Source organism: Allobaculum sp. Allo2 (assembly GCF_022701175.1).
Classification (GTDB): domain Bacteria; phylum Bacillota_I; class Bacilli_A; order Erysipelotrichales; family Erysipelotrichaceae; genus Allobaculum; species Allobaculum fili.
The window spans coordinates 986,279-1,004,571 of the sequence record NZ_CP078088.1 but is presented as its reverse complement, the minus strand read 5'-3'; the positions used below and the strand labels follow the sequence as shown (position 1 = coordinate 1,004,571).

The 18,293-nt window shown below is 51.4% G+C and carries 18 protein-coding genes, 2 pseudogenes and 1 other annotated feature; of the genes and pseudogenes, 5 read left to right on the top strand and 15 right to left on the bottom strand.

Annotated features, from left to right (window positions below):
- Positions 1 to 151: 151 nt before the first annotated feature.
- Entirely contained in the window at positions 152 to 559 is a 408-nt protein-coding gene (locus KWG61_RS05780) for a hypothetical protein (RefSeq protein WP_242745232.1), read from the top strand.
- Positions 560 to 567: 8 nt separating this feature from the next.
- Positions 568 to 972: a M15 family metallopeptidase gene (locus tag KWG61_RS05775; RefSeq protein WP_242745231.1), complete on the top strand. Its 405-nt coding sequence runs from the start codon at positions 568 to 570 to the stop codon at positions 970 to 972.
- A 103-nt stretch (positions 973 to 1,075) separates the two neighbouring features.
- Here KWG61_RS05775 and KWG61_RS05770 read toward each other — a convergent pair whose 3' ends face one another.
- Together KWG61_RS05770 and KWG61_RS05765 are read right to left on the bottom strand one after the other, a co-directional pair.
- Positions 1,076 to 1,768, bottom strand: a complete 693-nt coding sequence (locus KWG61_RS05770; protein WP_230267556.1) for an HAD family phosphatase — start codon at positions 1,766 to 1,768, stop codon at positions 1,076 to 1,078.
- A gap of 1,178 nt (positions 1,769 to 2,946) precedes the next feature.
- Positions 2,947 to 3,108 carry a hypothetical protein gene (locus tag KWG61_RS05765; protein ID WP_242745230.1) on the bottom strand — a complete coding sequence of 54 codons (162 nt, stop codon included), beginning with the start codon at positions 3,106 to 3,108 and terminating at the stop codon, positions 2,947 to 2,949.
- On the opposite strand from KWG61_RS05765, the gene KWG61_RS05760 reads away from it, so the two are divergent.
- The gene (locus KWG61_RS05760; RefSeq protein ID WP_242745229.1) at positions 3,107 to 3,340 is read left to right on the top strand and encodes a hypothetical protein; all 234 of its coding nucleotides are present in this window, start codon (positions 3,107 to 3,109) and stop codon (positions 3,338 to 3,340) included. The genes KWG61_RS05765 and KWG61_RS05760 overlap by 2 nt on opposite strands.
- Before the next feature lie 173 nt (positions 3,341 to 3,513).
- Here the strand turns inward: KWG61_RS05760 and KWG61_RS05755 are convergent, their stop codons facing one another.
- The 8 genes from KWG61_RS05755 to KWG61_RS05725 form a co-directional block, all read right to left on the bottom strand.
- A complete protein-coding gene (locus KWG61_RS05755) occupies positions 3,514 to 3,912 on the bottom strand; it encodes a hypothetical protein (protein WP_242745228.1) in 399 nt (132 codons plus the stop codon).
- On the bottom strand, positions 3,840 to 5,204 hold the full coding sequence (locus KWG61_RS05750; RefSeq protein ID WP_242745227.1) for an InlB B-repeat-containing protein: 1,365 nt from the start codon (positions 5,202 to 5,204) through the stop codon (positions 3,840 to 3,842). The genes KWG61_RS05755 and KWG61_RS05750 overlap by 73 nt, the downstream gene beginning before the upstream one ends.
- A complete protein-coding gene (locus KWG61_RS05745) occupies positions 5,156 to 5,824 on the bottom strand; it encodes a transglutaminase domain-containing protein (protein WP_242745226.1) in 669 nt (222 codons plus the stop codon). The genes KWG61_RS05750 and KWG61_RS05745 overlap by 49 nt, the downstream gene beginning before the upstream one ends.
- The gene (locus KWG61_RS05740; RefSeq protein WP_242745225.1) at positions 5,821 to 7,002 is read right to left on the bottom strand and encodes a hypothetical protein; all 1,182 of its coding nucleotides are present in this window, start codon (positions 7,000 to 7,002) and stop codon (positions 5,821 to 5,823) included. The genes KWG61_RS05745 and KWG61_RS05740 overlap by 4 nt, the downstream gene beginning before the upstream one ends.
- A gap of 236 nt (positions 7,003 to 7,238) precedes the next feature.
- The gene (locus KWG61_RS05735; RefSeq protein WP_242745224.1) at positions 7,239 to 7,970 is read right to left on the bottom strand and encodes a MetQ/NlpA family ABC transporter substrate-binding protein; all 732 of its coding nucleotides are present in this window, start codon (positions 7,968 to 7,970) and stop codon (positions 7,239 to 7,241) included.
- A 2-nt stretch (positions 7,971 to 7,972) separates the two neighbouring features.
- A complete protein-coding gene (locus KWG61_RS16035) occupies positions 7,973 to 8,104 on the bottom strand; it encodes a hypothetical protein (RefSeq protein WP_256460796.1) in 132 nt (43 codons plus the stop codon).
- Between the two features lie 218 nt (positions 8,105 to 8,322).
- Positions 8,323 to 8,934, bottom strand: coding sequence for a methionine ABC transporter permease (locus KWG61_RS05730; protein ID WP_242745223.1), 612 nt, complete (start codon positions 8,932 to 8,934; stop codon positions 8,323 to 8,325).
- A gap of 71 nt (positions 8,935 to 9,005) precedes the next feature.
- A complete protein-coding gene (locus KWG61_RS05725) occupies positions 9,006 to 10,025 on the bottom strand; it encodes a methionine ABC transporter ATP-binding protein (RefSeq protein ID WP_367614267.1) in 1,020 nt (339 codons plus the stop codon).
- Positions 10,026 to 10,086: 61 nt separating this feature from the next.
- Positions 10,087 to 10,318, bottom strand: a binding site (T-box leader).
- A gap of 290 nt (positions 10,319 to 10,608) precedes the next feature.
- Here KWG61_RS05725 and KWG61_RS05720 point away from each other — a divergent pair.
- Both KWG61_RS05720 and KWG61_RS05715 read left to right on the top strand, forming a co-directional pair.
- Positions 10,609 to 11,493, top strand: a complete 885-nt coding sequence (locus tag KWG61_RS05720) for a hypothetical protein (protein WP_242745222.1) — start codon at positions 10,609 to 10,611, stop codon at positions 11,491 to 11,493.
- Positions 11,494 to 12,022: 529 nt separating this feature from the next.
- Positions 12,023 to 12,712, top strand: a complete 690-nt coding sequence (locus KWG61_RS05715; protein WP_230267564.1) for a carboxylesterase — start codon at positions 12,023 to 12,025, stop codon at positions 12,710 to 12,712.
- 98 nt (positions 12,713 to 12,810) lie between these two features.
- Here KWG61_RS05715 and KWG61_RS17140 read toward each other — a convergent pair.
- The 5 genes and pseudogenes from KWG61_RS17140 to KWG61_RS05685 form a co-directional block, all read right to left on the bottom strand.
- Positions 12,811 to 13,586, bottom strand: a pseudogene (locus KWG61_RS17140) (uracil-DNA glycosylase family protein).
- A gap of 240 nt (positions 13,587 to 13,826) precedes the next feature.
- Positions 13,827 to 15,271: pseudogene (locus KWG61_RS05700) on the bottom strand (nicotinate phosphoribosyltransferase).
- 6 nt (positions 15,272 to 15,277) lie between these two features.
- Positions 15,278 to 15,418: a hypothetical protein gene (locus KWG61_RS05695; protein ID WP_242745219.1), complete on the bottom strand. Its 141-nt coding sequence runs from the start codon at positions 15,416 to 15,418 to the stop codon at positions 15,278 to 15,280.
- Positions 15,409 to 15,897, bottom strand: a complete 489-nt coding sequence (locus tag KWG61_RS05690) for a cysteine hydrolase family protein (RefSeq protein ID WP_242745218.1) — start codon at positions 15,895 to 15,897, stop codon at positions 15,409 to 15,411. Before KWG61_RS05690 ends, KWG61_RS05695 begins: the two co-directional genes overlap by 10 nt.
- 329 nt (positions 15,898 to 16,226) lie before the next feature.
- Positions 16,227 to 18,278 (bottom strand): discoidin domain-containing protein, encoded by a 2,052-nt coding sequence (locus KWG61_RS05685; protein WP_242745217.1) that lies wholly within the window; start codon positions 18,276 to 18,278, stop codon positions 16,227 to 16,229.
- Positions 18,279 to 18,293: the final 15 nt, after the last annotated feature.

Sequence of the window (18,293 nt, the reverse complement as noted above, 5' to 3'; positions counted from 1 at the left end):
AAGTGTACGGTCTGCTTGATAAAACAGGAGCCGGAACTGATCGGTCTGGTCTTTCCTCTTCCAGGGCAATACATTCAACACGTATGAAAAAGAGAAAACATCTGCGTCCGCAGTTTTGCCAGAAGCGGATGCGGTCGAAAGGAGCCTTCGCATGAAAGGACGTCAAATCGAAAAACTGATTTTAGCCGCCCAGCTCGCTGCGCTTTCCATTTTTGGAATGGCCGCCTGCAGCTCTTCCAGGTCAGGCACTTCTTCCCAGGCGGATCCGAGCAGCCAGACCGTTCCCTCGGCTCAGCGCTCGGAACGAACATTCGAAGAAATTGCCGAAGCCAGACGCAAAGCGGAAGAAGCCATCCAGTCGCCTGACGGTCCCCAGGATGGGGATTCGGTTCCCGCTGAAACGCTTCCGGAAAACGGGCAGGCTACTGCTCTAAAAGAAGAGACAATCGACGGCATTTACTATAAGGACGGCATTCTGATTGCGAATAAAAGCACGGTCTTCCGGCGGATTATGCCCCAGGCGTCGATCCGACCGCCAGCGCGCAGGTTTCCGCTCTGATTGCGGACATGATCGCGCAGGGCATGGACGTAAGCTATGACACGTCCAATTTTCGAAGCTACGACACGCAGGCCGGCCTTTACAACAACTATGTCGCCGGCTATGGTCAGGCTGAGGCGGATACCTTCTCTGCAAGACCTGGATATTCGGAACATCAGACCGGACTGGCGTTCGATTTGAAGCACAGCAGCGGCGCGCTGCTGACCGGACCCACAGAAGCCCAGTGGCTTCTGGACAATTCCTGGAAGTATGGTTTCATCGTTCGCTATCAGGAAGGAAAAGAAGGAATTACCGGCTATCAGGCGGAGCCCTGGCATTTGCGCTATATCGGCGACAAAGCGCAGGCCATCGCGCAAAGCGGTCTTTGCCTGGAAGAATATCTTGGCGTGGACGGCGGCGATTACGCCCAATAATGCCATTAAAAAAACGGGAACGGATCGTACCGTTCCCCATATTTCTGATCGATCGGCTTTCTATCGCCGATCGTTTTTATTGCTTTTCTTTAATCGATTTTCCTTAATCGTTCTCCTTTTCGGATGGAATGGCTTCGATTGGCAGATCAATGCGGATCTCCTTCATGGAATGCACGACCTGACGGATCTGTTTTCTGCCGGCCATCTGTGAGGCAATATGCGACGAATCCAGCAGCCGCACATCCTGACAGCCGCTTTCAATCGCGCTGTTTATTCCCGCCACAGAATCTTCCAGAATGGTCAGTTCCTCTAACGGAAGGCCGAGAATTTCGGCGGACCGCTCAAACATGGCGATTTTATTTACGTATGTTCCGTCATCGTAGACGATGTTTTCCTCTCGAATCCAGCGATCGAGATGAAAGCTGCGAACGAAAAACTCGATGTTTTCCCAGATGGAAGCAGAACAGATCGTAAAGGGAATGCCGCGCCGGGTCAGTTCATCAAACAGCGCTTCGCTGCCTTCGATCAGATGAAAAGACGCCTGATCTTCTGCGCAGCACTGGCGATACAGCGCTTCCTTGCGCTGGGAGAGCTGCTCTTCCCTTGCCGGGTCGATTTTCCCGTTATTGAGGTAGCGAATGATCTGCACATTCGGCTTTCCATTCATATGCAAAACGAGTTCTTCCTGTGTCACCGGACGGTTTCGCAGTTCGAGACTGATCTGGTTCCACGCTTTGACATGCTTGTCGTGGTCGAGAAACAGCGTTCCATTAAAATCGAAAATTACACCTTTCATTCGGATCCCCTCTCTGGCTTATGGCTTTCTTGTCCATCGCTCTTTCTTTGAGCAGACGGATTTATCGGTTCAGTCCTATCTTATCGAACCCATGCTTTTCCTGCAGACAAATACGGATCCTCTCGATCCAGGTTCTGCTTTCAGTGAATCCTCTGCTTCTTTCCTGCTGCCGCCTCCGCCTTTGCCATCCAGGCCGATTCCCAGTGCGCAGTCCGATTCTGGATCGGATACTTCCCAGCCGTCTGCGCCCAGAACGAAATGGATTCTGCTGGCAGGGCTGGCGGCGGCTGTCGCGCTTGCAGGCCTGGTTGGCTCAGGTCTGGTGGAAACCTGGACAAAGGGAAGCGATCAGGAATGTCTGAACGCTTTGGAGTCCAGGCCGACTCGTCACTGAACCACAAGACTCGTAAACAGTCAGAAAGAGCAGATGACAGCTTACTCAGAAATGTTTGAGAAAGAACTGGAGCATCCTGAACCCTTTTATGACCGCTATTTCAGGATCCGAAACTCAAGGAATGGATCCGGGAGTTTGTGGATCTGCTGAAATCGTCAAAGGACAGGGCCTCTCAGTATTGACCGGAACAGCGGAAAACCTTTTCGGCAGACTACAACATAAATGAATTCAGCCGTCGGATCGCACTTTTCGACCAGATCCGTGAAAAGTATCCGCTGGAATTTTCTGACGCATACGATTCCAGTACTTTACGCATACGCACCTGATTGACGATGCGGATGCTCGAAGCGAAGGGCTGGACGATCTGAAGATCGAACCGGCTGACCATTTTTCAAAGGAAAATGAACAGGCTTTTCTCGAGGCTTTAAGCCGCACGCTGGGTGCCCGCTGGACGGCCAGCGAGGAAGGAACCGTTTTCGACGGATTTATTCCTCTGCAGATACTGGATACGAAGGCGCGGCATGAATATAAGGACAGGCTGTGTGAGGAAATGCGCGCCATCGCCCTGTATATGTTCTGCGAATTTGAAGTCAAAGATCTGCATATGCCGGCAAAAGACTATTATGGCTGTCTTATGGGGATGCCTGGCAGCACCATGAATTATGGCAGCAGTTCTTCGCCGTTTTATTTCTATTCCAGCCGCCGCGCTCGACTGCTGGAGGCGTTCAATCGCTCTTTCAGTTTAGACTTTGAACATGCAGAAGATCAGGACAGGCTGCAGCCTTTAGTTTATGACCAGGATCGAAACGGCATCGTTTTCAATTTTGTCCGTTCTCTGGCGTTCCGTGACGTACTGTTCATGGAATCTGGCCTGAAGCGGGGAAAGCCGGATGGCGACTCTGAATTTGAAATTCGTGCGGCCAGCACTTCCGGAATTGATTTCCATGCGTTTGCCATACAGCCCGGTCAGGGAGGAAACAGCCAGACCCATTCGAAACAATATCGACGAAGAAAGCGGGTTTTACTGGAAAGAGGGAGACGATGCCGTCTTCCAGTATTCGATGGATCCAGATTGTATGAAAGCATTTATTCGCTGCACGGTATATACGCTCGATTGCAGCGGTCAAAGAGGCATCGTGATTTTCGCAGATAAGGCTTACGATAAGATGCTCGACTAAGTCCTGCAGCGATTTTGAGGTCCTTCACCGAAGTGCCTATGTCTGACGCAGCATCCAAAAATGAAAAGCGCCTTCGAGGCGGCTGGAACGCATGCAGGACATGCAGTCCGGATCCGCCTGGAAAGCGCTGTTTTTTGTTCTGTTTAAGAGAAAGACTGGATTGATCTGTCTGGCTATCTTAAGCCGTACCAGCCAATGCCTTCCGCGTTCCATCCGTTTCGGACAAGGAAGGCGTTTTCGTTCGGGTCGGTCGTGTAGTTATGGCTTCCGCTTTTCGCGTTGGGATTGTACTGACGATAGAGCGGGACGCCCTGGGCATCATCGAAATACCAGCCGATGCCTTCGTCCGTCCATCCGGCGCGGATCAGATGATCGCGTTCATTGACCGACATCGTGTAGTGATGATCGCCCGCATTGCGGTTGTACAGACGATATACCGGCGTACGGGACGTTTGCGGCGCGTACCAGCCAATGTTCTCATACGTCCAGCCTGCCTGAATCAGGCTGTTCTTTTCCCTCTCCTGGGCCGTATAGAAGTGTTCGCCCGAGTTTGGATTGTACAGACGGAACATGGCGACGCGCGGCACGGCCGCCTCTTTCGGATGGAAAACGTCCGCGTTACGCTTCCTGTGTAATGGTTTGTGCCCTGGATGGTAAGACTGGCTGTTCCGACGTTCACGTTATTGGCATAGCTTACGGTGTAGTCCTGACCTGGAATCAGATCTGCGCCGCGGCTGCGGACCGTTAAAGACGGCTGAATCTCCCTGCCTGTCCAGATTTGCTCAGCGATCTGACCGACCATGTCTTCACTCAGGCGGACAGGAACAATCTCGAACTTCCTGACTGCACTTCCCGTGTAATTTCCTTTCCCCGTGATGCTCAGTGAGGCCGTTCCAGGTTCCCGGTTACCCGAATAGCTGAGGGTATAGTCTTTGTCCTGTATCAGACGCGTTTTGCCATGGCTGACGGTTACGGACGGCGCAATCGGCTGGCCTGTCCAGGTCTGATCCGGTATTGCCGAAATCATATCCGTCTTCAGAGAGGCGGGTTTGATCGTAAAAGTTTTCTTTGCGGAGCCCGTATAGTTTCCTTTTCCGGTAATGGTAACGGTCGCGGTTCCCGCACTGATATTGCTGGAACAGGAAACGGTGTAATCCTTGCCGGATGAGAGGGTTTTGTTTCCGAGTTTCACCGTTACGCCCGGCTGAATCGCGCTTCCGGTATACGTATAGCTTGTCGAAGACAGGGTAACGGAAGCGCTGTTCAAAGACGGCAGCGCATTCCACGCGGCTTTAAAGCGGAGGACATCTCCGTCTATGTCTGTCGTTTTGGCCAGCGGGGTGCCGTTGGAGTAAATCGATTTTGGATATTTGTGTCTGGCGGCTTCGGCGTCGGACATGAACCGGTTTCCGGATGAACTTTTATACATGTACTGCTTCTTCCTGTCGCTGTATACGTACCATCCGCCAAAGCTGTATCCGTCTCGCGTATATGTGCATTTTGTGGTCGTTACCTTCTGGCCGTAATGGACGACGGTATCTTTCATCGTCGCTCCCTTTCCGCCGTTAGCCTCATACTTGATGGTGAACTTTTTGTCTGGCACCTGCACCTGAATGGTGTATTCCCTTCGGTGCGGGGAATAAATTTTCAGCTCTGCGGATCCGGCTTTCACAGGGGTCGCCTTGATGACGGCTCCGGCGCCTTTGGATGAATTGACGGTAAAAACATTCGTATCGCCAGAATACCACGTCAGGGAGTATCTGGAACCGCTGGATGTGGACAGACTGATCGAATACGTACCTCCAAGTTCCAGCGTCAGCCTGCCGTTGTTGGGAACCGTCTTCGATTTATAGGACGCGGACACACCCGACACGTGTACAAAATTGCTGGCGGCAAGCCAGGTTCCCTCTTTGCAAGCTTTGTACCTGGCGTCTTGAAATTTGCAGGATCCGGTCTGTGGTCCTTATTGATGTTCGTTTTACCCAATAAAAACCACCGGGTTTCCGCATTAAAGGAGTCATTCCATGTCACGTCGATGGAATAGTAGTAATTGCCAAGTTTTGAAATATTCCAGGAATGAGGCTCAAATTTGCCGGTCGCATTTCCGGTTCCCCCGACGATATACGTTTCCACGCCCGACGCGTTGGCCAGCAGGCTGAACGCATGGGCATATCCTGAGCAGACCGTTTTGCGGCCGATTAAAGCACTGTAGGCGGTCTGTCCGCCATCTTTCAGCTTCTTGTAGTTATTTTCATAATCGATCGTCTGAATCAGATACCGGTTAATAACTTTCAGCTTCTGCACTTTATCGGAAATGTCGATCAGCGGCCGTTTATCCAGAGACGTAAGACTGCCTTTATTGACGATTTCCTTAACTTTATTGAATACTTTCTGCTGACCGGATGTTCCAAAGGCTTTTGCAATCTCATTCCATTCGTATCTGGAATAGGAATCTTTATCAATCATCCGGACAAAATCGCTCATGGACGGAGCATAGCTTTCCAGAAGAATGTCGCTGTCCGTGAAAGAAGGATTTCCTCCCGATTGACGAATTCCACATCCAGAGAAATCGTCTGGCTTTCGCTCTGATACAGAACCCAGAGGGCATGCTCCCGTTCTGGGTCGTCGCTCTGAAGCTGGAAGGCGATGCAGGAAGGCAGATTGCCGCCGTCCTTGAACGCGACGCGCATCGTTCCATTTTCGGTTTTCGTCTCAAAACCCGATTCTGCACCGGGCTCAAATTCATTAGCGACCCATACAGACGCAAAATCCGGCAGACGAAGCGAGAAATGATCTCCGTCCTGCCATCTATAAGAAGAAGGATATTCGAGATTCAGGAAAACGGTAGAGCCGATCTGTTCTGGCTTGAGCTGAATCTGGTTTTCTTTCAGCAGGTCTCTGCCCGTCTGATCATTTTCACAATTCGAATTTTCTTCTGTCTGCCGGCTGGCTTCCGGCCTTCCGCTGTCTTCCTGCGCCGGACGGTCTGTCGCCGCATTGTCTTCGGACTGGTCCGCTCTGGAATCCGGTCTGTCCGTATCTTCTGACGAGGACGGCTTCTCTTCGTTTTCCGTGTCTTCTTCCGACTCGTCGACAAACGTAAGAACAGCTGGCTCTTCATTCGCATTCAGTTTCCAGGAAAACGGCAGATCTTCGGCTGCCGCTTCTACAGGAAGGGTAAGAGGAAGCGGGTCCTGAAGGTCCTTCCCGCTTCGTGCATTCAGTTCTATGACCAGTTCGTTTCCTTCCATCGTCCACTGACCGGCGAGAACTTCGCCTTCCAGCCAGATCGGCTGCGGCTTATGCGTGTGTTCGACATGAATCGCCTCGGGAATCGGGAGTCGTACCGTATCGCCCTTCTCCACTCTTCCAGCGTCTTTCAGGAAGATCAGATGGAGAAGAATCTTCTGAGACGAATGTTCATCCGACCAGGCTTTTTCGATTTCAAAACGAAATCCCGGCTGATCTGACCAGCAGACCGAATCGGCTGGCTTTCGACGGGCTCGTTTTTCGGTTCTTCGTGCCCGAAGGCCGGGAGTACGCTCGAGGAGAGGAACAGGGAAACCGAGAGGATCGCCGAAAAACCGGCGAAGGCTCTCTTTCGTATTTTCTTCGCATGCATAGGCTTTCTTTTTCCTTTCCAGTGTGAATTGCCTGGACATTATTATAAATCGTCTTTTTTATTTGAACAACATATTCCATATTTTTCGCTATGAAAGACTGTTTTTAAAGACGAATCTGCTCTTTCCTTCGAAAGCTGCCTTTTCCTATTGCGAGCAATTTTTTGCGCCCTGCTGGAGCTCTGATTTTTCACCCCATAAAAAAGCGGCTCAGACAGAAGTTACATTCTGCTTGAGCCGTTTTTGCATCCGCCTGGATTTTGCTTTAAGGGCGTGTCTTACTTCGCCGGGAAGGCGATTCCTTTGAATTCTTCAGTGATGAAGTTTTTGATTTCTTCGGATTTCAGGGTATCGACAAGTGATTTGATCGCCGGATCGTCTTTTCTGGATTCCTTAACGGCGATGACGTTCTGGTACGTCTGTGCAGCTACCGAGTCCGCAGCTTCGGTTTCGAGCAGCTTGTCTTCCACGCCGGAAGCGAGGGCGTAGTTGCCGTTGATTACGCCGTAATCGATATCCGGAAGCTTGGAAGCCACCTGGTCCGCCGCAATTTCAACGATGTCGAGGTTTTTCGGGTTGTCGACGATATCGCGAACGGTTGCCGTGGAAATGGTTGCGTCTTCATCAAGCGTGATCCAGCCAAGGCTTTCGAGCAGGTACAGAGCGCGGGCTTCGTTGGTCGCATCGTTTGGAACGACGATGGTTGCTCCGTCTTCGATTTCATCAACAGACTTGTGCTTTTCGGAATACAGACCGAGCGGTTCGTAGTGGATGGCGCCTGCGCTTACGAGGTAGCCGTCATCTCCGGATTTGTAGCCGTTGTCTTCATCGTAGCTGATCAGATACGGTTCGTGCTGGAAGTAGTTGGCATCCAGAGAGCCGTCGGATGTGGACGGGTTGATGTTTGGATAATCGGAGAATTCCACGATTTTCAGATCGATGCCCTGATCGGCCAGTGCGTCTTTGGCTTCTTCCAGGATGATCGCGTGCGGGCTGGTCGTTGCGCCCACAGTCAGTGTGGTTCTTTCGCCTTCGGCACTGGATGCAGAAGCAGCAGCTGAAGAGGCGGCAGGCTGGCTGTTCGAGCAGGCAGCCAGCGAGACGCGAGTGCGCCGCAGGCAAGAAGCGAAGTCAGTTTTTTCATTTTGTTTTCCTCCCTTTTACTGGAAATGTTTTTATCGGACTCGCTCTGGCCGGTCAGGATGCGCAGCCGGTCCGGTCAGGCGAGAAGGATACAGATCAAATTTGAAATGAAGTCAGGCTTTCCGGCTGGATTCAGACACTTTCGTCTTTGTGGAATTTTTATGGTCCGCATTTTTTCATTTGCCGGAGAAAGCGTTTGTTTTAAGCGTTTTTAATTCATTAATGCGTTGTCTTGCGCACGAGCCAGTCGCCGATCCACTGAATGATCGAAATGATGATCAGAAGCAGGATCAGAACGACAAACGTGATATCCCACATCTGTCTCTGCCAGCCAAAGCGGATGGCCAGGTCGCCCAGACCGCCGGCGCCGACGGTACCGACAATGGCGATCTGCCCGATTACGGCGATCAGAACGATCGTCAGACCGCGGATCATGCCGGGAATATTCTGACGAAGATAGACGTTGCAGATGATTTCCCAGGTGCTCATGCCCATGGAAATGCTGGCTTCGACAATGCCGTCGGGAATTTCTTCCATCGCCGATTCCAGCTGTCTCGCCATGAACGGGATCGTACCGACAATGAGCGGAACGATGGCCATCTTGATACCGATCGTCGTATGGAAAATCAGACGGGTCAGCCCCATCATCAGCGGAATCAGGATGACAAACGGGATGGCGCGAAACAGGTTGATGATTTTATCCAGGATCCAGAAGACCGCTTTATTCGGGGCAATGCCGTCGGGCTTGGTGATGACCACCAGCACCGCAAGAGGCAGCGCGATGATAAAGCTGACGATTCCGGTGATCACTAACATGATCAGGGTATCCACAATGGCCTGGGGAATTCGTCCGCAAACGCGATGACGTTTGGAATCCAGTTACTCAATGTGTCCACGCTTGATCACCTCCACTCGAATATGACTGTTTTCAAATCCGCAACGGCGTTTTCAATCTGCTCGTTGCTTCCGGTAAAGATCGTTACCAGCTGGCCGATCGGCTCGTCTTTCCAGATTTCGACGCTTCCGAAAATAATGGAACAGTCGATGCCGAATTCTCTGGAAATGTGCGAAATCATTGCTTCGGCTGTGCTGCTCGAATCGTACTGCAGCTTGACGAGCTGCTGGTTGGCTTTCAGGCGGGTCAGCGGATGATTCTGACGAATCAGTTCATCTACCTTGTTGGCGTTGGACGCGGTTGCGATGAACTCCTTGGTCATCTCCTGCAGAGGGTTGGTGAAGATCGGGATGATGTCTCCCTGTTCCACTACGCGGCCATTGGCCATAATAGCGACCTCGTCGCACAGCTCCTTAACGACGAACATTTCGTGGGTAATGACAACCACCGTAATGTGCCGTTCGGTATTGATGCGCTTAATCAGTTTCAGAATGGTCTGCGTCGTCTGCGGGTCGAGTGCCGAAGTGGCCTCGTCGCAGAGCAGAACTTTCGGATCGTTAACGAGCGCTCTGGCAATCGCCACGCGCTGTTTCTGACCGCCGGAAAGCTGGGAAGGATAGGAATCCTTTCGCTCGACCAGATCGATCAGCGCCAGCAGTTCCATGACCTTGGCGTCGATTTCTTCCTTTGGCCGTTTTTCCAGCCGCAGCGGCAGGGCGATGTTTTCGTAAATCGTCAGGGCCGGCAGCAGGTTAAAGTGCTGGAAAATCATGCCCATTTTCGAACGGGCTTTACGCAGCGCTTTGGGCGATGCTTCCATTAAGTCTTCGCCGTCAAAGATTACTTTTCCCTCATCCGGACGCTCAAGAAGGTTCATGCAGCGAACCAGCGTGGATTTACCGGCACCGGAAAATCCGATGATGCCGTAGATCTGTCCTTTTTTGATATGGAGCGAAACATCTTTTACCGCGCTGACGGTTCCGTCTTTTGTCTGAAACGTCTTTGTGACATGTTCAAGCTCAATCACAGTTTTCTCCTTCCTGTCAGAATCCAGATTGGAAAATCCGGATACAAAAAAGCCTTCATCACATTAGGACGAAAGCTGACACTTCGTGTTACCACCTAAATTCACATACCTGTCGCCAGATACGCCTCATCAAGTACAAACATACTCTAACGCTGTAACGGGCGTTCCCGTCAGACCTGTTAATCGGCCATGCTGCTCCAAGACCATGTTCGGACATCTTCGGCATTTCTTTTCACCAGCCAGAAACTCTCTGCACCCTAGGAATGTCTTACTCTTCTCTTCTTCGCTTATTTATGCGCATACTCTATCACGCTTCTTGAAAATGGCAAAAGAAAAACAGAATATTTTGGGAACTATGTGAATTTTTCCGGGTTCGAATGCAGTTTTTGAGCGGGTTTCTCCCTTTTTCAAACGTCCAGGATGAATCGAAACGGCGCATTTTTGCGTCTTCTGTCCATTCTTCTTAAACAAAGTCTTAATTTTAAGGTTTCGTGTATACCCCAAAAGATACGTCTGGTTTTCTGGAGCGTATTCGTACCAGCAGACAGAATCCAGACCCCATCCAGACGGAACGGCGGATCGCATGCGTCCTCTTTTGAAATCTGGGCTATGCGTGCCTGTCTCAAATGCGCTTGCAGTTTCCCTTTTTCGACTGTGTAAAAAATTCTTGACTCCGCATAAAGAGGATATTAAGGCTCAATCGCGTTTCCGGAGAAGCAGCCTGCTGAGCGCCTGTCCAATCCAGGCAAAACCCCAGAATTTCTGCGTCCCCAAACCGGCCGATGTCCATCGGCTGTCCCCTTTTCTATTTTTCTCAAACTTCATTTTTCTCTCAAAACCTGAATTTCTATTTCATATTTCTATTTCTTCTATTTCTCTTTGCACCCGTATTTCTTATCCCCCATCCGGTCCGCTTTGTTTTCTCAAAAGAAACGGGCATGAAAAAGAGCCCATTGCCCATGGACTCTTTTTCGCAGCAGATTTCTTTCTGGCACAGCTTGACGATTCAACCCACGATCCTTTGCCAGAGATAAATCGAATTATGACTGGAAATGCAAAGTGCGCTGCGGCGTGTGTGAATTATGATGGATCAGTTGTATACGTGGAATTTGATCGCCGAGCAGTTGCGGGAACAAAGCCGATTGGCCTGTGCGATCGCCTCGTGGAAGACTTCCGTAAATCCCATGGAAGATTCAAAGGAATCGTCCTGGATGGAACGGTTTTCTTCTCTGAGTTCATCGAATTCCTCCTTGGATTCGCTGAGAACCTGATTCGCCCTTTCAAATTCTCCATCGCGCATCATGCGGAGGGATTTTACCATTTTCGCCCGGAGGTTTCGGCTGTTGGAATTGAGCTGGTAAAGTTTCATTCGTCTATCGTCTTTCATGGCTGCTGTGCTCCTTTTTCTATTTCTCTCAAATGTCTAAGTTCTCTTCAGGTTTTACCTGCTGATTTCTTTGACGGTTAAAGTGTATCAGATGCCATATTTCGAGGAAAAGGCGGATACACAGGAAATTTAACCAGGGTAAAGTTTGCATTAAGAACACATTAATTAGCATTAAGTTCGTATTAAGATAGAAAATAGTCAATTAATCATCATAATCGGATAAGAAAATAATGAATAAATGCCATATATGCCGAAATTCATATTTGGCATCGATTTTCTGTCTTTCGACCCGTTTTGACAATCGAATCCACAACGGCCAAAATATGTCTATACTTTCGTTGTCTAATCTATCTCTTTTTGTCTCATTCTCCGCTTGAGAAATTTCCCTGCCCGCGTACAGAACGGTTAAAAATCGCCTGATGTTTTAGTAAATTTCGTCTTTTTCAGGCACTTTTTCACCGTCTTTTTTCGTCCATTTCTGACGAGAATATGGGATTTATGCGTTATCTTTCCCGCCAGTCTCTTTTTTGATGATCGTCTTGGACAGGGCGGACGGCCTTCTTCGAAAAGCGGACAGAAGCCGGATCTTTGCCCATGGTATAATTCGGCCATGAACTTACATTTCCCGTTTATTCACCGTCCGGATATTGTCGTCACCATTCACGGATTCGGGCGAAGAGTTTCTCACGAGATGGATCCGCTCAAAGCGTGGCTGGAAAAGCAGGGCTTTGAAGTCTGGACTTTTGATTACTTTGATCCGCAGGATCCAGGCGATACCCGCATGGAAGACTGGATCGGCCGCTGTGAAGAAAAACTGCGCCAGGCGATTGCGACGGGTCGTCCCGTTCACCTGCTTGGCTTTTCCATGGGCGGCGTGGTTTCTTCCTATCTGGCTTCCGTATTCAAGGTGAAGCATCTGCTGCTTTGCGCACCGGCCTATTTCCCGCTCGATTTTTATCAGGTGGAACGCGCCGCCAGAAAAGCGCTCTTTCCCTTCAGCGACGGGGATTCCGGCAGTCTGAGCCGCAATCATACCCAGACGTTTCTGAAAGTCGTCTCGACGTATCGCTATTCGATTTTGCAGGTAGACTGTCCGGTTCTCATTTTGCACGGAACGGCGGATGAGGTCATCAGCGCCAAATCTTCCGAACGCATGATTTCCCTGCTTGATCCGGCGCATACGCGTCTGCTCTATCTGTATGGAGCGAAACATCGCTTTTTGTATGACGGCACGTACGAATCGATCGTCTTTCCGATCATTCGCGATTACTTCCGCAATGAGATGACGCCTTTTCACTGATTGTTATCTCGACCGATTGACCGCTTCATTTTGAGGCGGTCTTTTTATGCCGCCCGGCTGGATCTGCGGACTGGATTTATGCTTTCGTCTGGCCGCTGCTATTTTGGTTTGTTCTGCGTATCGTCTGTCTTTGATCCTGCCGGCTTTCTCGAGGCGGTTTTCTGCCAGCTTTCGCGTTTGGGCAGATGGTCTTTAAAGTCGGGATCGATCGGAATACTGAGCACGTCATGAATTTTCTGACGGATTTCCGGTACGACCTTTTCTTCAAATTCCGGGTGCTTCATAAACCAGCCGCGGTTTAATCCCGAGGGATGCGGCAGGACGCAGCAGGGCTTGCCTTCGTATTCGAGATGGGAAAAGACGAGCTCATCGAGCGTCTTTCCCGGAAAAATCCGGCTGGCGGCTTCTCGGCCGGCGATCAGAATCAGCTCGGCTTCCTTAAGAAGCTCAAGCTCTTTTTCGTCCAGCGCTCGTAACATACGGCAGGCGGTTTCTTGTCGCCGGTCTTTCCCTTGCCGGGAAAGCAGTGACCCATAACAGTGAAGTAGAAGTTTTTCGGATCGTAAAACTGCTCTTCGCTCAGGTAATACCAGGACTGGCGCAGACGCTTGCCGGAAGGATCCGCGAAGGGGCGGCCGATTTCATGGACGAGACGTCCGGGCGCCTGAGAAATATGAACGATTTTCGCATGCGGGCCGCCAAAGACGACCGGGCGCGGTTCAAAACCAAACAATTGGCGGCACTGACGGCAGGCCAGAATCTGTTTCTGAAGACAGTCGATGGGCGTATCGATCCTTTCGGATTGATTGAAATCGGACGGTTTAGTTGCCGGCGTCTGGTTTTTGTCCGCCTGTAACGCTGTATCGGTTTCCATAAAACGGTACCTGCTCTTTCTGTGAATCGTGCCTGTCTTTTCGGCTCTTCTGACAGTGTAGCGCATTGAAAGCGGGATACCGCTTCCACCGCTTTAGTCATAGCGTAAATAAAGTCTGCGCAGGAAGGGGCATATGCGTTGCTTTCTGCCCCCGGTAAAGGATCCGCACAGACGGACGAAGAAACCCGGATCCGTCTGGATCCGGGCAAATGTATTTTCGATCGGAGTTCAGCGTTTCATTCAGCGCTTGGACTTGATCATGTCGAGCTTGAGGTCAATGAGCTTTTCGGAAAGGTCGACGTAGTAGATCTGCGGGTTGGTGAAGCGCTTGATCTCTTCCCAGAGCGTTTCCTGCTCTCTGGCACAGTAGTCGCGAATGCCAAGCAGGGACGGCTGGCGGTACACGAGTTCGCCGTTAATGAAAATCGGCACGAGAAGTTCGCGGATTTCGTACGTGTCCTTTTCGATGACTTTGTTTTTCCACTTGTTCATCGGATGGTAAATCGTCAGATCTTCCGATTCATCGAGCACTTCATCCGAAAGCGTCATCAGGTCGGCGACCGCTTTGCCGTCTTCCTTGTTGTAAATGCGGTACAGGTTTTTATAGCCCGGGTTGGTGATCTTCTCTTCGTTTTCCGAAATCTTGATCCGGGGTTCCATAACGCCGTTTTCTTCAATGGCCGCCAGCTTGTACACGCCGCCAAATACCGGCGAGTCCTTGGAGACGATCATGTTTTCACCGACGCCGTACGCATCGATCTTGGCCCCTGACGGTCTACGAGCGATTCAATCAGGTATTCATCGAGCGAGTTGGAAACGACGATGGAGCAGTCCTGCATGCCTTCTTCATCGAGACGGCGGCGGATTTTCTTAGACAGATACGCCATGTCGCCGGAGTCAATGCGCACGCCTTTGAGGCGATGGCCGTTGGGTTCAAGGTATTCCTTGGCAACGCGAATAGCGTTTTCCAGACCGGAGCGCAGCGTGTTGTACGTATCGATCAGCAGCGTGCAGCTGTCCGGATACATTTTGGCATACGCCAGGAAGGCGTCGTATTCGCTGTCAAAGCTCTGCACGAAGGAATGAGCCATCGTGCCAAGGGCGGGAATGCTGAACTGCTTGCCGGCTTCCGTCGTTGCGGTTCCGGCTACGCCGGCGATATACGCCGCACGTGCGCCCTGAATGGCGGAATCGAAGTTGTGGGCACGGCGGGCTCCAAATTCCATAACCGCCTTGCCTTTGGCCGCCTGCACAATGCGTCTGGCCTTGGTGGCGATCAGCGTCTGGTGGTTGACCGCAAGAAGGAGCGCGGTTTCGAGCAGCTGGGCTTCAATCAGCGGCGCCTTGACGCGAATGAGCGGTTCGTACGGGAAGACCGGCGTTCCTTCCGGAATCGCCCAGACATCGCCCGTAAATTTCACCTGAGAAAGGTATTCGAGAAACTCTTCCGTAAACTGCCCGCGGCTGCGCAGGTAGTCGATTTCTTCCGGCGAGAAATGCAGATCCTGAATGTATTCGATGACCTGATTCAGTCCGGCGAAGATGGCAAAGCCGCCTTTTTCGGGATTGCGTCGATAAAACAGATCAAACACAACTTCTTCGTTTTTGTGCTGATTAAAGTAGACCTGGCTCATGGTGAGTTCGTAAAAATCCATGACCAGGGTCAGATTTCTTCCATCTTTCATTTTTCCTTATTCCTCTTCAACGGAACCTGCGATGAGAATTCCATTTGCGGCCATCATGGCCAGCGCGGTTTCGTTCCACTTGGCGGCATCGTGTACATCCGGGATGTGGTACGTTTCCACACAGTCTTCCGGCACGATCACGCGCATGTTTTTCGATTGGTCTGATTGATCCAGCTCTGAAGCGGCAGGGCGAGCTGAAGTACGCAAAGATCGGTGCAGCATCCGGTCACAATCAGATCGGCGCCTTCTTCTGGAAGGCTTTCGAGCATGGAGGCAAACTGCGGGCTGGCCGCGGCGCTGATGCAGTTTTTATACAGGGTATGCGAAGCCGTTTCAAGATCCTTCAGTTCATCGATCACCATGGATTCTTCACTGCCTTCCAGACTGTGCACGGGAAACGACTGAAATTCCGCCGCATCGGGCGTATGCGAATCCCGGATGAACCAGACGGGCGCCTGAGATTCTTCAATGAGCTTTCGAATCGGTGCGGCAGCCTGCAGAATCGCCGGATCGGCCAGCGCGCCCTCACGGGCGAAGCCGTTAATCATATCGACCACAAACACAACGGGATGGTGAAGCGATTCAAGCGATACAGACGATGATTTTGAACGCTGCAGACGAGCCATACTTCAGTTTCCTTTCTTTGGCGGCCTTCTGCGTCGGTTTGAGGCACAGAAAAAGGGGACACAAAGCGGGCCGCCTGAGTTTGTGCATTATTATACTCTAAATCGTGCCGGCCAATTTCTGAGGTTTCGATCTTTTCAATTCGTGCCGTTTTCGTTACGAAATGCCTCGAAACCGGAACGGTCCGCTTTCCTGCAGCACACTGCGGCCCAATAAGAAAGGCTCCCCGCGTGCACAGTACTGTGCAAATGGGGAGCCTTTTGTATGTCCTGAATTCGAAGAAATCTTTAAAACGCTCTGGATCTCTGGATATGCGTTTGGATCGACTACTTCAGGGCGTCCAGTGCGTCTTTGCCCGGCTGAAGACGTACAGAAAGCAGAGCGTGGTTGAGCGCGAGGGCCGCGTCGTTAACCGCCTTCTGGCTTTCCTTTTGTCCAGAGCCGTTCTGGCTTCGGGCAGAGCTGCCGTTACCGGAGCAACGGTCTTATACGCCTGGGCGTTCTGGAGCAGATCATCGGCTTCGGCGATTGCCAGTTCGAGCTGGGTCGTATCGATGGCGATGATGGAAGCCACTTTATACGTTTTGGAAACCAAACCGGAATAGTAGCCGTTTCCTTTGAGGGTTACAGTCACTTCGTTTGTTTCCGGATTGGCTTCGTAATCGAAGTAGTAGTCGCTTCCGTAATAGAGCGTTTCATTGGCGCTCACGGTGATGTCCTTGTGCAGGTCGGTCTGACCAAGAACGAACGTATCGTCGATCGTTTCCGGCCAGGTTACGCTAAAGCCTTCAAGCGCTGTCAGATTCCGTTTCGGGAATTCTGTCGCCACGCGCACTTCGGCTGCCGACATGTCCGTATTGGCTTTGCCACCGTTGGTCATGGTTTCGACACCGATGAAACGAACCGCTTTCGCGGTAACGGTATGGTCGAATTCCGCGACTTTCCAGCCGGTGGTATACGGCCATTCGCCTTCGGAAATGTCTTTCCATTCGCCGTCATCGCTTTCCTTGTACTGCACTTTGTATGTAACAACCTGACCGTTGCGTCCGCCGCTGCCGGAGCTGTTTCTTGGCAGATAGCGCAGAGCCGCGATCGTCTGCGGTTCTTCAAAGGTCAGATCGATGTGACGGTTTTCCACTTTGGAACCTTCGGAATTGTTCCAGTTGGTGTGATACCAGGTTCCGGTGCTGTTATCGAGAACGTTGGACGCCGGTCCTTCATTTGTACCGGGGTATACGCTCGTCGCAGAAGCGGTCATCGTCGTGCGATCGAGATCGTACTCATCAGTTTCCGGTTCACGTTCATACGGGGTGCGCAGTTTTACCGTCACGAGACGGGTCGCGCTGTGGTCTTCGGATTCCACGTAAAGCAGAACGCTTTCGTCATCCTGGCGAACGACGGTTACCGCCGCATTTTCGGCACCCTTCACGTCGAGGGTATCCACAAGGTACGCTACGGACTTGAGCAGGCTTGCCTGCGTAGCCGTCAGATCTTCGTCCTTGCCGTTCAGAATGAGCGTTTCGAGATCGGTTGTCGATCCGGCTTCCAGAGCGGAAGTAACGGGATACATTTCGACTTCGGAAATGCCGTGGCAAACGTGTACGTCCGCACCGCCAAGGCCCTGTCCTTCCGGTGTAGTGAAGGCAATTTTCAGAACGGTAATCGACATCGGATCGAAGGTGTACTTATATTCCTTGTAGAACGGAGCTTCATCACCCTGTTCGTCGCCGATCGTTTCGGTCGCATTGATTTCGGTCCAGGTTCCGTCTTCACCCGTTGCCGATGCGTACAGTTTTACAGCGCCGGCTGCCGGGTAAACGGCGGACCAGGTGTCCTTGATGAAGTAAATGCTCGTCTGGTTGATCAGCTGCGCGGTATCGAGGTATACCTTGATTTCCGTGTCGAGCATCTTATTCTCGCCGGTCGCGTTAGTCGCGTTGAAGTTGGTCCAGATCGTCTTGTTCGTTCCGCCCTGAGCAGACGGTGCGACATTTCCGTCCTTAATGGCGAGCAGCGTATCGGACTGCAGAGAAGCTGGAATATTCTGTTCGATCTTATAGCCAAGGTTTGGAACAACGTTGGCTCCCTGGGTCAGGGTTTCAGTTCCGACGCGAATGCTTGCGGTTACCGGGTATTCCTTGCCGAGAACATCGGCTGTACCTTCAATCGTGTACGTGCCTTCGTCAGCCCAGCCGCTTTCCGGTACGTTTTTCCAGGTGACTGGCGCCAGGAACGGCATCACATCGCCATCCTGAGACAGGAACGGGCGGGAAGAAGGCAAAGACGGTTTTTCGTTTGGTTTTACAACTGCCGAGTAGTTGGCGACAGCGCCCTGATCGGCTACGAGGTTGATGTAGTACGTGAGTTTCTGACCGTCAGCCACGCCGTTGACAACGGC

Coding starts and splice junctions, on each gene's coding strand:
- KWG61_RS05780 (WP_242745232.1), top strand. CDS start 152: ATGAAAGGACGTCAAATCGAAAAACTGATTTTAGCCGCCCAGCTCGCT.
- KWG61_RS05775 (WP_242745231.1), top strand. CDS start 568: ATGATCGCGCAGGGCATGGACGTAAGCTATGACACGTCCAATTTTCGA.
- KWG61_RS05770 (WP_230267556.1), bottom strand. CDS start 1,768: ATGAAAGGTGTAATTTTCGATTTTAATGGAACGCTGTTTCTCGACCAC.
- KWG61_RS05760 (WP_242745229.1), top strand. CDS start 3,107: ATGCGTTTGCCATACAGCCCGGTCAGGGAGGAAACAGCCAGACCCATT.
- KWG61_RS05765 (WP_242745230.1), bottom strand. CDS start 3,108: ATGGAAATCAATTCCGGAAGTGCTGGCCGCACGAATTTCAAATTCAGA.
- KWG61_RS05755 (WP_242745228.1), bottom strand. CDS start 3,912: ATGTTCCGTCTGTACAATCCAAACTCGGGCGAACACTTCTATACGGCC.
- KWG61_RS05745 (WP_242745226.1), bottom strand. CDS start 5,824: ATGAGCGATTTTGTCCGGATGATTGATAAAGATTCCTATTCCAGATAC.
- KWG61_RS05740 (WP_242745225.1), bottom strand. CDS start 7,002: ATGTCCAGGCAATTCACACTGGAAAGGAAAAAGAAAGCCTATGCATGC.
- KWG61_RS16035 (WP_256460796.1), bottom strand. CDS start 8,104: ATGAAAAAACTGACTTCGCTTCTTGCCTGCGGCGCACTCGCGTCTCGC.
- KWG61_RS05720 (WP_242745222.1), top strand. CDS start 10,609: ATGCGTCCTCTTTTGAAATCTGGGCTATGCGTGCCTGTCTCAAATGCG.
- KWG61_RS05715 (WP_230267564.1), top strand. CDS start 12,023: ATGAACTTACATTTCCCGTTTATTCACCGTCCGGATATTGTCGTCACC.
- KWG61_RS05695 (WP_242745219.1), bottom strand. CDS start 15,418: ATGCGCGTGATCGTGCCGGAAGACTGTGTGGAAACGTACCACATCCCG.
- KWG61_RS05690 (WP_242745218.1), bottom strand. CDS start 15,897: ATGGCTCGTCTGCAGCGTTCAAAATCATCGTCTGTATCGCTTGAATCG.